Below are 13,799 nucleotides of genomic sequence, written 5' to 3'. Positions count from 1 at the left end.
CTCACCCTTTCGTCTACACGTGGAGAAAAAAGGAGTCCGACGATGCCTCCGGCCCACCCGCTCGCGCCGCTGACCGCCGACGAGATCACCACCGCCCGCCGAATCCTCACCAGCGCCGGCCTCTTCCCCGGCACCGCCCGGGTCGCCTACCTGGGGCTCGAAGAGCCCGCCAAGGACGCGGTCCGCCCCGATCGCGTGGTGCGCGTCCTGCTGCACGACGTCACCGGTGGCCGGGACGTGCTGGTGTCGCTCACCGCGGAGTCCGTGCTCGCGCAGCGCACGCTCGACCCCGCCGTGGACGGGCAGCTGCCCGTGCTGGACGAGGAGTTCGCCCTGGTCGAGGAGGTGCTCGCCAAGGACGAGCGGTGGCTGGCCGCGCTGGCCGCCCGCGACCTGGACGTGGCGAAGGTGCGGGTGGCGCCGCTGTCGGCCGGGGTGTTCGGCTACCCGGAGGAGACCGGGCGGCGCATCCTGCGCGGCCTGGCCTTCGTCCAGGAGCACCCGCGGGACCACGCGTGGGCCCACCCCGTCGACGGGCTCGTCGGCTACGTGGACGTCACGGCCCGGGAGGTCACCCGGGTGATCGACCTGGGGCCGGTCCCGGTTCCCGCCGAGCCGGGCAACTTCGACGACCCCGCGGTCACCGGTCCGCTCCGCACCTCGCAGAAACCGCTGGAGATCACCCAGCCCGAGGGCCCCAGCTTCACCCTCGACGGGAACCTGCTGAGGTGGGAGAACTGGTCGCTGCGCATCGGCTTCGACGCGCGTGAGGGGCTGGTCCTGCACGGGATCGCCTTCCGCGACGGCGGCCGCGACCGGCCGATCGTGCACCGGGCCTCGATCTCGGAGATGGTCGTGCCCTACGCCGACCCCTCCCCCATCCGCTCGTGGCAGAACTACTTCGACACCGGTGAATACCTCGTCGGCCGCTACGCCAACGCGCTCGAGCTCGGCTGCGACTGCCTGGGCGAGATCACCTACCTGGACGCGATGATCGCCGACGAGTTCGGCCACCCCCGCGTGCTGCCCAACGCGATCTGCCTGCACGAGGAGGACTACGGGATCCTCTGGAAGCACACCGACCTGTGGGCCGGCTCGTCGGAGACCCGCCGCCAGCGCCGCATGGTGATCTCCTTCTTCACCACCATCGGCAACTACGACTACGGCTTCTACTGGTACCTCTACCTCGACGGCACCATCGAGTGCGAGGTCAAGGCCACCGGCGTGGTGTTCACCTCGGCCTACCCCGGCAAGGGCTACCCCTACGCCGCCGAACTCGCCCCCGGCCTGGGCGCCCCCTACCACCAGCACCTGTTCAGCGCGCGCCTGGACATGGCCGTGGACGGGCCGGCGAACCTGGTCGAAGAGGTCGAGGTCGAGCGGGTGCCGATCGGGCCGGACAACCCGCGCGGCAACGCCTTCACCCACCGCCGGACCCCGCTGCGGCGCGAGTCCGAGGCGCAGCGGCTCGCCGGCCCCCGCCGCGGCCGCGTCTGGCACATCACCAACCCCGGCTCCCGCAACCGGCTCGGCGATCCGGTCGCCTACGCGCTGATCCCCGAGGGCAATCCCGAGCTGCTCGCCGACGAGGAGTCCTCGATCCACCGCCGCGCCACCTTCGCCACCAAGCACCTGTGGGTCACCCGCTACGACCCCGCGCAGCGCTACGCCGCCGGTGATTTCGTCAACCAGCACCCCGGCGGCGCCGGGCTGCCCGCCTACGTGGCGGACGACCGGGACATCGACGGGCAGGACCTCGTCGTGTGGCACACCTTCGGGCTCACCCACTTCCCGCGCCCGGAGGACTGGCCGATCATGCCGGTCGACTACACCGGGTTCAAGCTCAGGCCGGTCGGGTTCTTCGACCGCAACCCCGCCCTCGACGTGCCGCGGGCCGCCGGATCACACTGCTGCGACTGAGTGGAGAAACCCCGATGTCCGTTCAGATCCACCGCAACGCCCGGATCCGCACGCTCGACCCGGCGCGGCCGCGAGCCGCGGTCCTCGTCGTCACCGACGGGGTGATCACCGCCGTCGGCGGCGAGGAGCTGCTGTCGTCGTACGACGGCGAGGTCGTCGACCACGGCGGCGCGTTCCTGATGCCCGCGCTCGCCGACGTCCACAACCACCACCTGACCGCCGGGCGGGCCGACCTGTTCGAGCTGAAGTTCGACGGCACCGAGGACCTGCCCGGGCTGCTGGCCGCCATCCGGGCCTGGTCGGCGGACCTGCCGCCGGACGGCTGGGTGGTCGGCGGCGGGTGGGGCAGCACGTTGATCCCGGAGCTGTCCACGCCGGAAGCGCTGGCCGCGCTCGACGACGCGGCCGGCGGGCGGCCGGTGCTGCTGCGCGACGACAGCTGCCACAACCGCTGGGTGTCCTCGGCCGCGCTGGCGCTCGCCGGGATCTCCCCCGGCTCCGGGCTGCTCATCGAGTCCGCGCTGATCCCGGTCGAGCGGGCATATGCGGCCTCGGCGCCGTCCACTGTGGAACAGGATGCCCAGGCGTGCCTGCGGGGGATCGAGATCCTGCACTCGTTCGGCGTCACCGCCTTCCAGGACGCCGCCGCGTCGCTGCCGATGCTGCGGGCGCTCAAGCACCTGGACGACACCGGGCGGCTGGACGCGTGGGTGGTGACGTCGCTGCAGGTCAACGACAAGATCTTCGGCACGCACCCGCTCGGGCAGGACCTCATCGACGTGCGGGAGGACTACCGCGGGCGCCACCACCGCCCGGACTTCGTCAAGATCTTCCTGGACGGGGTGCCGACGTCGAAGACCGCCGCGTTCCTGCGGCCGTACCTGCCCGACGACGTGCACGGCCCGTCCTGGCGCGGCGAGACCACGATGACCGCGGAGGAACTGACCGGCTGGCTGCTGCGCGTGGCCGGGCAGGGCCTGTCGGCGAAGATCCACTGCACCGGGGACGCCTCGGTGCGGATGACGCTGGACGCGGTGGCCGCGGTGCGGGCCGAAGGGTTCGGCGCGGCGAAGTTCCACATCGCGCACGGCCAGTACGTCGCCGAGGAGGACGTGCCGCGGATGGCCGGACTCGGGGTGATCGCGGACCTGTCGCCCGCGCTGTGGTTCCCGGGGGTCATCTTCGAGGCGATCTGCGCGTGCGTGCCGCGGGAGCGGGCGGAGCGGCTGCACCCGAACCGCGACCTGGTCGACGCGGGCGTGCTGGTGGCCGGGGGTTCGGACTGGCCGGTGGTGCCCTCGCCGGACCCGTGGCCGGGGATCCAGGGGCTGGTGACGCGGGCCGATCCCACGGGCGTCCACCCCGGCCGGTTGTGGCCGGAGCAGGCCCTGACCCTCGAGGAGGCCCTGCAGGCCTACACGCTGGGCGCGGCCCGCGCGATGGGCGTGGACGACGTGACCGGCTCGCTGGAGCCGGGCAAGTCCGCCGACTTCGTGGTGCTCGACCGCGACCCGTTCGCCGTCCCGGCGGACCGGCTGGCGGGCACGCGGGCGGAGCAGACGTGGTTCGCCGGCCGGAAGGTGTACGAGCGCGCGGCCGGCGGGTAGCGGGGCGCCGGCGGGTCCGGCCGGTTCGCCGTGGCCGCCGGGCGGGTTCCGCGGCCAGACGATCCCCCCGCAAGCCCCTCGCGGCGCCGCCCGGCCCGCATCACGGGCACCCGCCCGCTTCGCCGCCAACGCCCGGCCCCGGTAGCCGCGCGCCGGCAGGCGAGCCGTCCGCCAGGCCCGCGTCCAGACACCCGGGACCCGGCCGGGCAAGCCGTTGTCGAGCCTCCCTCCGCTCAGGCTGGCGGCACGGGCCTATCGCGGCGTCTCCTGGCGTGGGAGCCGCACCTGCGGCGCCCGGCGCTCGAACCCGGCCACCGCCCTGGCGGCGCTCTCCGCCGCGGCGCGCAGGTCGTCCGCGGCCGCCGCGGCCTGGTCCAGCTCCACGCACACCGGGGTCTGCCGGATGGCCGGCTCGCGCGTCTGCTCCCGGCGCAGGCCGTCGAGCAGCGCCGTCAGCGCGGCCGCGGTCTCGGCGACCGTGGCGAGGGTCGCGCGCAGCGACTCCGGGTCCCGCGCGGCACCTGGCGGCCCGCCGTCCCCGTAGACCGGGAACCACGGCTCACGCTCGGCGGGTGGCCGGCTCCCGGCGGTGTCCCTGGCTGGCTCGTGGGAAACGGTGGTCAACGTCGTGCGCCTCCTCCGGTAACGCCCGCAACCGGACCCGGACCGTGCGCTCCACAGTGGACAGCGAACGCGAATTCCTTTCGGGACAGTCCGGGTGGCACCGCCGAGGTCCGGAGCGGTGGCCCGCGCCGCGATCGGGAAAAGCCGTCTGCCCATCGGACTTCTCCCGCGGCTGAGGCCGACACTATGTCGTCGTCTCGGAAGAGTCCAGTCCCGATGGCACGAGGCTCGCGACCGGGATGGCGATCGCGGCACGTCCGGCGTGGCCGTCGGGCACCCGCCGCCCCAGGAGGAGCTGGCCTCCCCGGCCGCTGACGCCGCTCATCGGACGGGACGGCGTCGTCGCCACGGTGGCCGAACTGCTCGGCGCGGGCGAGACCCGGCTGCGCACGCTGACCGGACCGGGCGGCGTGGGCAAGACGCGAGTGGCGCTCGCGGTGCTGGAGCGGGCCGCGGCCGCCTTCCGCATCACCCGCGGGGTCGGGCTGGGCGAAACGCGCGGCTGCCCCGCTGGCCCAGCGACTGTCCGGCAAGCGGATGCCGCTGGTGGCCGGCAACGTGGAGCACCTGGTCGCGGCCCGCGGCGACCTGCGCGAGCTGCTCGAACGCCCGGGAGTTGTTCGAGCGGATCCGCAACCCGATGCCTGGCGACGCTGGCGCTCACGGACGGCCGGCGAGACGAGGCGGCCCGGCTGTGCGCCCGCCACGACGCGATGCTGACCGGCCGTGACGCGCCTGCGCCGAGGAACCCGCCCGGGTACGTGCTGGACGCGGCACGCGCCGGGCAGGTCACATCTTCGCCGCCGCCGACCTGATCGCCGCGCGGATGCGGGGGTAGGTGCCGCAGCGGCAGATGTTGCGCAGCGTGTCCAGGTCGGCGTCGCTGATCGTGCGGCCCTCCGCGGCGACCCGCTGGACCAGGGCGACCGCCGCCATGATCTGGCCCGGCTGGCAGTAGCCGCATTGCGCGACGTCGTGGTCCAGCCAGGCCTGCTGCATCGGGTGCAGCTCCTGGCCGGCCGTGGCCGCCAGGCCTTCGATGGTGGTGACCTCGTCCGCCGGCCCGAGGTCGCCGACCGGGATGGCGCACGGGTTGACGGCTTTCCCGTTGAGGTGGCTGGTGCACGCCTTGCAGACGTTGATGCCGCAGCCGTACTTGGGCCCGGTGATGCCGAGGACGTCGCGCAGCACCCACAGGAGCCGGACGTCACTGTCGACGTCGACGGTGACCTGGGCGCCGTTGACGCGGAAGGTGTGTTCGGGCACGGAACTCCTCACCTCAGGCCGTCGGCAGGCGACGGCGGGACCGGCGGCACGGTCGGTTTCGGTTCGAACGACAACACGCCGTGGTTGATCGGGAAGCTGCGGGGCGTGGTGCCCGTCGCGCGGCCGTAGGCGCACGCCACGGCGGCGAACGAGGCCGCGACGCCGAGCTCGCCGGCACCGCCGGGCCGGTCGCCGGTGTCCGGCAGCACGACGACCCGGACCTCCGGTGGCGTGTTCCACTGCCGGGTGTAGAAGTAGTTGTCCCAGCTGGCTTCCAGGAAGTAGCCGTCGCGCAGGTGCAGGCTGGAGGTCAGGGCCAGCGCGATGCCGTCCATGACGCAACCCGTCATCTGCGCCTCCAGCCCGCGCGGGTTCACCGCCAGGCCCACGTCCACGGCCATCACCGCCCTGGTCACCCGTGGCCCGGTCACCCCGTCGCGGACGACGCGGTTCACCGTCTCCGGCCGGCAGTCCAGCTCGACCAGGCACGCGCTGACCGACTTGTACTCGGCGTGGAAGGCGATCCCCTGCGCCACCCCGGCCGGCAGCGCGCGGCCCCACTCACCGGCTTCGGCGGCCGCGTCGAGCACGGCGCGGGACCGGTCGTCGCGGAGGAACTCGCGCCGGAACCGGTAGGCGTCCTTGCCCATGCGGGCGGCGAGCCGGTCGACGACGAGTTCCCGGGCGCAGGTGACGTCCGGCGAGTAGACGTTGCGCATGCTGCCGGTGTGGAAGCCGCGATCCGTTTCGGACAGCAGCCGCGTGCTGATCCCGAAGTCGTAGGACATCTCCTGGGAGAGCTGGAAGAACACCTGGGCGAACCCGCGGTCGGCGACCGGCAGCCGGGCGGCGAACGCGGTGACGATCTCGCCGAACCCGTGCCCCAGGTCGGTCGCGACGCTGGTGTGCCGCTGGTCGTAGCCCACGACGGTGCTCCCGGTGAAGGCGGCCCGCACACGTGAGGTCGCCATCGGGTGGGCGCGGCCGTGGCGGGAGTCGTCGGCGCGGTGCCACATGAGCTTGACCGGTTTGCCGAACGCCTTCGACGCCTCGGCGGCTTCCGCGGCGGCGTCGAAGAACAGCTTGCGCCCGAACGAGCCGCCGCTTTCGGTGACGTGCACGGTGACCGCGCCCGGGGGCAGCCCGAGCCGAGCCGCGATGGCCTGCTTCGCCACGATCGGCGCCTTGAGGCCCGCCCAGATCTCGGCCCGGCCCGGGCGCACGTCGGCGATCGCGCAGTTGGTTTCCAGCGCGCTGGTGCTGCGGAAGAAGAACGTGAACGTCTCGTCCACGGTCTGCGTGAACGGGGGCCGCGGCCCGATCGGCAGCTCGGCGGCACGCAGCTCGGCGAGCACGGTGTCGTCGGACTTCCCCGCCGCGGTGCCGTCACGCCAGGACACCCGCAGCGCGCGCACCGCGTCGATGCACTGCCCGAAGGTCCGCGCCCGCACGGCGACCCCGGTGGAGATCACGGCGACGTCGGTGACGCCCGGCAGGGCCCGGACCTCGGCGAGGTTGTGCACCGCGCCGGGCTGGCCGCCCAGCGTAGGCGCGCGGCACACCATGGTCGGCAGCGCGTCCGGCACGTCGAGGTCCATCGCGAACTTCTTGCGGCCGGTGACCGCCGCGAGCGCGTCGATGCGGTTGTGCGGCTTGCCGATGACGGTGAACGATTCGCGGGATCGCAGCCCGACCCGCACCGGCTCGGTGCGCGCGCTCGCCGCCCGCGCCGCGAACGCCCCGATGCCGGTGCCGCCGCGCCCCGGCGCGGAGATGACGCCGTTCTCCAGGGTCAGCTCGCCGGCCGGGACACCGAGTTCGCGGGAAGCCGCGGTGAGCAGCCGCTGCCGGGCGATCGCCGCGGCCACCCGGACCGGGGTGTAGGTGGCGACCGTGGTGTTGGAGCCGCCGGTGAGCTGGTTGAACACCAGTTCCGGGCGGGCGTCGGCGAGCGTGACCCGCACCCGGTCCACGCCGGTGCCCAGTTCCTCGGCGATCAGCATGGCCGTCGAGGTCGTGATCCCCTGCCCCACCTCGGCTCGCGGGAGCGCGAAGGACACCGTGCCGTCGGGGCCGACCTCGACGGTGATCAGGCCCGCCGTGGGCAGGGTCGCCAGGGTCATCAGGTCGGTGAGGTCGGCGATCCCGGTGATCTCCGGCGACGGCAGCGGGGCCGCCGCCGGGGACCGGCCGAGCCCGGCGGCGGTCACCAGGGTCGGCGCGGCCAGCACGTATCCCAGGAACCGCCGCCTGCCCAGTGGTCCGGCCACGCCCTACTCCGGCCGGTTGCGGGTCGGGATCTCGATCTTCGTCTCCTGCCCCTTGGTGAGGTAGAACAGGATGTACCGGCGCAGGGCCTCGTCGATGGTCCAGGCGACCTCCGGCACCAGCGGCAGCGGCACCAGGCCCTCGCGGAACTTCACCAGCAGCGGCCACATCTGCGGGAGCAGCCGGTCCCACACCGGTTCGCGCGGGATGCCGTCCCAGTCGGCCACCCGGTCACCCACCAGGTAGCGGGCGAGCGCGTTGCACAGCGGGCGGCTGATGCTGCCCGGGCTGGTCTGCTCGGCGAGCTGGCCGAGCAGGATGTCGGTGAGCTCGACGCCCTCGGGGGTGGGTCCCATGTTGCGCGGCAGGACCTGGTCGGACTGCGCGTAGGCGGCGTCCCAGGTGGCCGGGATGTACTCGTCGGCGATGCCGAGCAGGTGGGCGGTCACCTGCCACACGTGCAGGTAGGCCTCGGCGTCGGCGTCGCCGATCGGCACCTCCCACTCCCGCATCTTGCGCATCGCGAAGGTCGGCAGGGTGTGCCAGGTGACGAGCATGTCCTCCTGGCTGATCGGGATCCCGTCCCGCCAGTGCGGAGACTGCTGGAGCAGGGTGCGCACCGCCGCGTGCACCAGCCGCGTCTTCACGCACTCGACCACGCACTTGCCGTCCGGGCGGTAGGCGTTCAGCGAGCCCACGGCGAAGCCGAACAGGCTCGTCTTCGCGACCCGGTCCTCCATGTCCGCGCCGCCCGCCGAGTAGTAGACGGCGCGGGCCTCGTGCGGGATCGCGGTCGCCAGGATCCCGCCGCCCGGGCCGTTGCACAGGTTCAGGTAGATCCCGCGGCTCTTGTTGAACTCGGCCGCGCGTTCGAGCTTGCCGCGGTCGGCCCAGTCCGGCAGCCGCCGGGCCCGTTCCATGAAGTCGCGCAGGTCCGCGGGCAGCCCGGCGGGCAGTGGCTGGTCGTTGCGCTCCCAGTTCCACAGCAGCTCGTTGACCTGGGGAATGACCCCGCGCTGCATCAGTGACGCCAGCAGCGCGTCGGCTTCGGTGTCCCACACCCAGCGCGGGTCGGCACCGGCGCCCGTGCCCGCGACCGAACCGCTGGGCGCCCACGTCCACACCAGGTCGCGTGCCTGCGCCGGCGCGGCGATGCTCAGCGCGCCGAGCGCGCCCAGCGCCCCGCCGGAGAGCAACGCCTTGCGCCTGCTGATGTCCGTCATGTCCGGCAGTCCTTTCAGGAGGGACGGTTGACCACGGGGATCTCGATGCTGATCGGTTGCGCCTCGGACAGGTAGACGAGCACGACCTTGCGGATGAACTCCTCGAAGAGCCAGTAGGTCTCCTTCGCGCCGGGGAAGTGCAGGCCGAACTCCCGCGCGGCGATGAACGGCCGCCACAGCGTCCGGATCAGCGGGTCGAACACCGGTTCCCGGGGATCTCCAGCCAGCCGGCGATCTCGTCGCCGAGGGTGTAGCGCGTGAACGAGCCGAGCAGCGGCCGGGTGAGGATGGTGCCGTCGAGTTCGGCGCCGAGACCGAGCAGGATGTCCGCGAGGTTCTTGCCCTCGGGGGTCGGCGCGAGGATCGGGGTCAGCACCTGCTCGGCCTGCGAGCCGGCCTCGCGCCAGGACGCGGGGATGTACTCGTCGCGGACGCCGAGCATGTGCGCGGTCACCTGCCACGAGTGCAGGTAGGCCACGGAGTCCTGCTCCGCGATCGGCACCTGCCACTCGAGCAGCTTCTGCATGACCGTGGTGGCGAGGCTGTGCCAGGTGACCATGATGTCGGCCTGGCTGATCGGGATGTCCTCGGGCGCGGCGTCGGTCCAGTGCGGCGACTGCGGCAGCAGGTGCCGCACCGCCGCGTGCACCAGGCGGGTCTTGACGCAGGTGACGATCATCTCGCCGCCCGGGTCGTAGGCGTCGCGGGTGCCGATGTCGTAGCCGAGCTTGGCGGTCTTGGAGATGCGGTCCTTCATATTGGCGCCGCCGTAGGAGTAGTAGACCGCCCGAGCCTCCTTGGGGATGACCGTGCTCATCATGCCGCTGGCCATCGCGTACAGCACGCCGAGGTAGAGCCCGCGCCGCTCGGTGAAGGAGAACGCCTGGTCCAGCTTGGCGTGATCGGTCCACGCGGGCAGCCGCCGGGCTTCTTCGACGAAGTCGCGCAGGTCCGCGGGCAGGCCGGCCGGCAGCGGCTGGCCGTTCTTCGTCCACGTCCGCAGCAGTGCGTTCACCCTGGGCACGTCACCGGAGTCCAGCAGCGCGGCGACCACGGGGTCGGCCTCCGGGTCCCACACCCGCGCGGATCGGCGCCCGCTCCGGCGCCGGCGACCGAGCCCTGCGGGGACCACGTCCACGCGGCGCGGGCCTGGGCCGGGGACACCACGCCGAGCGCCCCCAGCGCGCCCAGTGCTCCGCCGACCATCAACGCGTTGCGCCTGTTGAGCTGCTCCATGCCCGGACTCCTCCTCGAGTCGGCTGACATCGACTGATACTGTGATACAGCACTTGGTTCCTTGTATCAAGGGGGCCGTTTTCGAACCGGGAAGGGCCCGCGTGGAACCTGTACGATCCGCCCTCATGACCTCTCCGGGCTCGGAATCGCTGCTGGAGCGCGCCTTCGTGGACGCCATGGCCGGCGCCGGGGACACCGACGAAACCACCGAGCGCGTGCTCGAGGCCGCCTACGAGCAGTTCCGCCGCGTGGGCATCCGGCGGTCCACAATGGAGGATGTCGCGAAGCGGGCCGGGGTTTCGCGGATCACCGTCTACCGCCGCTTCGCCACCAAGGACGCGCTCGTCGAGCAGGTCGTGCAGCGCGAGTTCCGCCGCTACTTCGACCAGTTCCTGCTGGACATCCGGCGCGCGGCGAGCGTGGCCGACCGGGTGGTCCTCGGTTTCGCGAGCGCGTTGCGGGCGATCCGGCACAACCCGCTGATCGGCGGGCTGATGGACGTGGAGCCGGAGGTGGTCGTCCCGTCCCTGATCGGCGACGGCGGCCGGACGATGGCGACGGTGCGGGGTTTCGTGGCGGGCCAGCTGCGCCGCGAACAGGCCGCGGGGCACGTCTCCGCCGGGGTGGACGTGGACCTGGTCGCGGAGCTGATGGTGCGGATCTCCACGTCGTTCCTGGTCACCCCGAGCCGTCTGATCGACCTCGACGACGAGGAGCAGCTGAAGGACGTCGCGCGCCGCTTCCTCGTGCCGATGCTGGACCCGCCGCGCTGAGCCGCCGGCCACGGCGGGCGCCCCGCGCGGCAGGGATCATCCTGCCTCGCGCTGGGTACCCGGATGGGGTGAGCCCACCACGGCGGACGACGGACCGGCTCGCGCCCTACCGGGCCAAGCGGGACTTTTCGGTGACCGCGGAGCCGGCCGGCGGCACGGCCGGTGAGCCGGGCCGCCGCTTCGTCGTGCAGCGTCACCGCGCCCGGCGGCTGCACTACGACTTCCGGCTGGAGGTCGACGGCGTGCTGGCCAGCTGGGCGGTGCCCAAGGGCCCGACGCTGGACCCGGGGGTGCGGCAGCTCGCGGTGTACGTCGAGGACCACCCGCTGGAGTACGCGGGCTTCGAGGGCGTCATCCCGAAGGGCCAGTACGGCGGCGGGGACGTGATCGTGTGGGACCGGGGCACCTGGCAGCCGGCCGAGGGCACCGATCCGGCGCGGGCGATCGAGGACGGCGAGCTGCACTTCGACCTGCGTGGCGAGAAGCTGGCCGGGCGGTTCGCGCTCGTCCGCACCGCGCGGCGGGGCAAGGAGCAGTGGCTGCTGATCCACAAGCACGACGAGCACGCCCGGCCCGGCTGGGACCCGGAGGAGCTGCCCCGGTCGGTCAAATCGGGCCGCACGAACGACGAGGTCGCCGCCGCGCCCGAAGCGATGTGGCGCAGCGACGTTCCGGCCGCCGAAGCCGAGGTGCCCCTGGCCCCGCGCTGGGACCCGCCGACGGCCGGCGAGCTGGCCGCGCTCGACGGGATCGGCAAGTCCGGCACCTGGAGCATCGCCGGACGGCGGCTCAAGCTCACCAACCTGGACAAGGTGCTGTTCCCGGGCACCGAAGCCGAACCGCCGGTGACGAAACGGGACCTCATCCGCTACTACGCGCGGATCGCCCCGGTCATGCTGCCCTACCTCGCCGGGCGCCCGGTGAACGCGCACCGCTACCCCGACGGCGTCGACCGGCCCGGGTTCTGGCACAAGGAGGTGCCCGGCCACGCCCCGGACTGGCTCACCCGCTGGCACAACACCGAAGCCGATCCCGGCGAGACCCAGTGCTACGCGGTGCTCGACAGCGTGCCGGCGCTGGTGTGGATGGCGAACTTCGGCGGCGTCGAGCTGCACCCGTGGACCTCGCGGCTGCCCGACGTGCACCAGCCCAGCTGGGCGCTGATCGACATCGACCCGGGCACCACCACCGGCTTCGACGACATCGTCGAACTCGCCCGGCTGTACCGCACCGCGCTGGAGCACCTGGACCTGCGGGGCACGCCCAAGGTCACCGGGCGGCGCGGCATCCAGATCTGGGTGCCCGTCGCGCCCGGCTACACCTTCGCCGGCACCCGCGCCTGGGTCGAGGCCCTGTCCCGGGTCGTCGGACGCGTCCTGCCGGACCTGGTGAGCTGGCGGTGGTACAAGAACGAGCGCGGCGGGCTGGCGCGCCTGGACTACACGCAGAACGCGATCAACAAGACCCTGGTCGCCCCGTTCAGCCCGCGCCCGGCGCCGGGAGCGCCGGTGTCGGTCCCCATCACGTGGGACGAACTCGACGATCCTGCTCTGCGCCCGGACCGCTGGACCGTCCGCACGGTGCTGGACCGCGTCGCCGAGGCCGGCGACCCGCTCGCCCCGCTCATCGGCCTGCCGCAGCACCTCCCGGCGCTCGACAGCTGACCGCCCGACCGGCGGCCCACTCGCCCTGCGGCACTGCGGGGCGCCACCCGCACCACGGCGGCGCACGCCGCAGCGCGGGGGCAGCGGCCGCGGCGAGCAGCCCGGCCGGCTCCCCGCCGCAGGTCGCCGTTCCACGGCGGACCGCCCGCCGAAACCACCGGCCATCCACGCTCACCGCACGGCGACGCGGCCATCGCGGGGCGCCGGCCACGCCACGGCGGCGCACGCCGCAGCTCGTGGCACGCCGAGCAATCCGGCCGCCGGCCGGTTCACGCCAGCGGGCGGCCCGCCGTCAGACCGCGAGCATGGTGGGCACCAGCCGCTCCAGCTCTGCCAGCGCCGCGGCCACCGCGGGACGGGCACGGCCGCCCGGACGCGTGACCGTCAGGATCTTGCGCCGGGGCTCGCCCTCGCACGCCAGCCGCACCACGGCGGCGCTCGCCGGGACCCGGGCCAGCCGGGGCACCAGCGCCACGCCCAGGCCGTGCGCCACCAGCGCGATCGTGACGTCCCAGTTCACCGCGTCGTGGGCGACGTCCGGCGTGAAGCCGGCCGCGCCGCAGGCGGACAACACGTGCGTGCGGCACGTGCACGGCGTGCTCGGCACGATCCACGGCTCGCGGGCGGCCTCCGCGAGGTCCACCCGCTCCCGAGCGGCGAGCCGGTGGCCCGCCGGGACCAGCAGGTCGAACGGATCGTCCAGCAGCGACCGCTGGTCGAACCGGGCGCGGTCGCGTGGCGGCTCGTCCGGCTTGGCCTCCACCAGGGCCAGGTCGGCGTCGCCGGTGAACAGCAGGTCGAAGCACTCCCCGGCCTCGGCCTCGCTGATCCGCGGGGTCAGCCGCGGATGCCGCGTCACCAGCGCCGCGGCGGCCGGGGCGAGCAGCGCGGTGACCGCGACCGGGAACCCCGCCAGCCGCAGCAGCCCGGCGGGTTCGTCGTCGTCGGCGCGCAGGTCGCGCTCGGCCAGCTCCCAGCGCGCCTGGATGTCGTCCGCGTGCGCCAGCAGCCGCTGCGCCGCCGGGGTGAGCCGCACCCGGCGGCCCTGTGGTTCGAGCAGGGTCACCCCGAGCTCCCGGCCCAGCTGGCGGATCTGCTGGGAGGCCGCCGACGGGGTGAAGTGCAGGGCCTCCGCGGCCGCCCGCACCGTGCCGTAGTGGTCCACGGCCCGCAGCACGTGAAGCCTCCGCAGATCGATCATGTAGCTGATTCTTCACG

Annotated in this window: 9 protein-coding genes and 1 pseudogene; 4 read left to right on the top strand and 6 right to left on the bottom strand. The window is 73.5% G+C overall.

Annotation, left to right across the window (positions count from 1 at the left end):
* Positions 1-42: 42 nt before the first annotated feature.
* Positions 43-1,920, top strand: coding sequence for a primary-amine oxidase (locus L1857_RS18470; RefSeq protein WP_249465733.1), 1,878 nt, complete (start codon positions 43-45; stop codon positions 1,918-1,920).
* Positions 1,921-1,934: 14 nt separating this feature from the next.
* Positions 1,935-3,527, top strand: a complete 1,593-nt coding sequence (locus L1857_RS18465) for an amidohydrolase (protein ID WP_116110113.1) — start codon at positions 1,935-1,937, stop codon at positions 3,525-3,527.
* 252 nt (positions 3,528-3,779) lie between these two features.
* Here L1857_RS18465 and L1857_RS18460 read toward each other — a convergent pair whose 3' ends face one another.
* The 5 genes and pseudogenes from L1857_RS18460 to L1857_RS18440 form a co-directional block, all read right to left on the bottom strand.
* A complete protein-coding gene (locus tag L1857_RS18460; protein ID WP_249465730.1) occupies positions 3,780-4,151 on the bottom strand; it encodes a hypothetical protein in 372 nt (123 codons plus the stop codon).
* 789 nt (positions 4,152-4,940) lie between these two features.
* A complete protein-coding gene (locus tag L1857_RS18455; RefSeq protein WP_116110115.1) occupies positions 4,941-5,417 on the bottom strand; it encodes a (2Fe-2S)-binding protein in 477 nt (158 codons plus the stop codon).
* Positions 5,418-5,425: 8 nt separating this feature from the next.
* On the bottom strand, positions 5,426-7,687 hold the full coding sequence (locus tag L1857_RS18450; protein WP_249465727.1) for a molybdopterin cofactor-binding domain-containing protein: 2,262 nt from the start codon (positions 7,685-7,687) through the stop codon (positions 5,426-5,428).
* Between the two features lie 3 nt (positions 7,688-7,690).
* Positions 7,691-8,908 (bottom strand): oxygenase MpaB family protein, encoded by a 1,218-nt coding sequence (locus L1857_RS18445; protein WP_116110117.1) that lies wholly within the window; start codon positions 8,906-8,908, stop codon positions 7,691-7,693.
* Between the two features lie 14 nt (positions 8,909-8,922).
* Positions 8,923-10,144, bottom strand: a pseudogene (locus L1857_RS18440) (oxygenase MpaB family protein).
* Between the two features lie 125 nt (positions 10,145-10,269).
* Between L1857_RS18440 and L1857_RS18435 the strand changes: the two are divergent.
* Both L1857_RS18435 and L1857_RS18430 read left to right on the top strand, forming a co-directional pair.
* Complete coding sequence (locus tag L1857_RS18435) at positions 10,270-10,917, top strand: TetR/AcrR family transcriptional regulator (protein WP_116110118.1); 648 nt, start codon at positions 10,270-10,272, stop codon at positions 10,915-10,917.
* 68 nt (positions 10,918-10,985) lie between these two features.
* Entirely contained in the window at positions 10,986-12,581 is a 1,596-nt protein-coding gene (locus L1857_RS18430) for a non-homologous end-joining DNA ligase LigD (RefSeq protein WP_249465724.1), read from the top strand.
* 292 nt (positions 12,582-12,873) lie between these two features.
* Here L1857_RS18430 and L1857_RS18425 read toward each other — a convergent pair whose 3' ends face one another.
* Positions 12,874-13,782, bottom strand: coding sequence for a LysR family transcriptional regulator (locus L1857_RS18425; protein WP_116110120.1), 909 nt, complete (start codon positions 13,780-13,782; stop codon positions 12,874-12,876).
* Between the last annotated feature and the right edge of the window lie 17 nt (positions 13,783-13,799).

This window comes from Amycolatopsis thermalba (assembly GCF_023376025.1).
Classification (GTDB): domain Bacteria; phylum Actinomycetota; class Actinomycetes; order Mycobacteriales; family Pseudonocardiaceae; genus Amycolatopsis_E; species Amycolatopsis_E thermalba.
The sequence above is the reverse complement of the archived record's forward strand: the minus strand, read 5'-3'. Positions and strand labels throughout refer to the sequence as shown.

Bases quoted from the DNA above. Each gene is read 5' to 3' on its own strand.
- L1857_RS18470 (WP_249465733.1), top strand. From the start codon at position 43: ATGCCTCCGGCCCACCCGCTCGCGCCGCTGACCGCCGACGAGATCACC.
- L1857_RS18465 (WP_116110113.1), top strand. From the start codon at position 1,935: ATGTCCGTTCAGATCCACCGCAACGCCCGGATCCGCACGCTCGACCCG.
- L1857_RS18445 (WP_116110117.1), bottom strand. From the start codon at position 8,908: ATGACGGACATCAGCAGGCGCAAGGCGTTGCTCTCCGGCGGGGCGCTG.
- L1857_RS18435 (WP_116110118.1), top strand. From the start codon at position 10,270: ATGACCTCTCCGGGCTCGGAATCGCTGCTGGAGCGCGCCTTCGTGGAC.
- L1857_RS18425 (WP_116110120.1), bottom strand. From the start codon at position 13,782: ATGATCGATCTGCGGAGGCTTCACGTGCTGCGGGCCGTGGACCACTAC.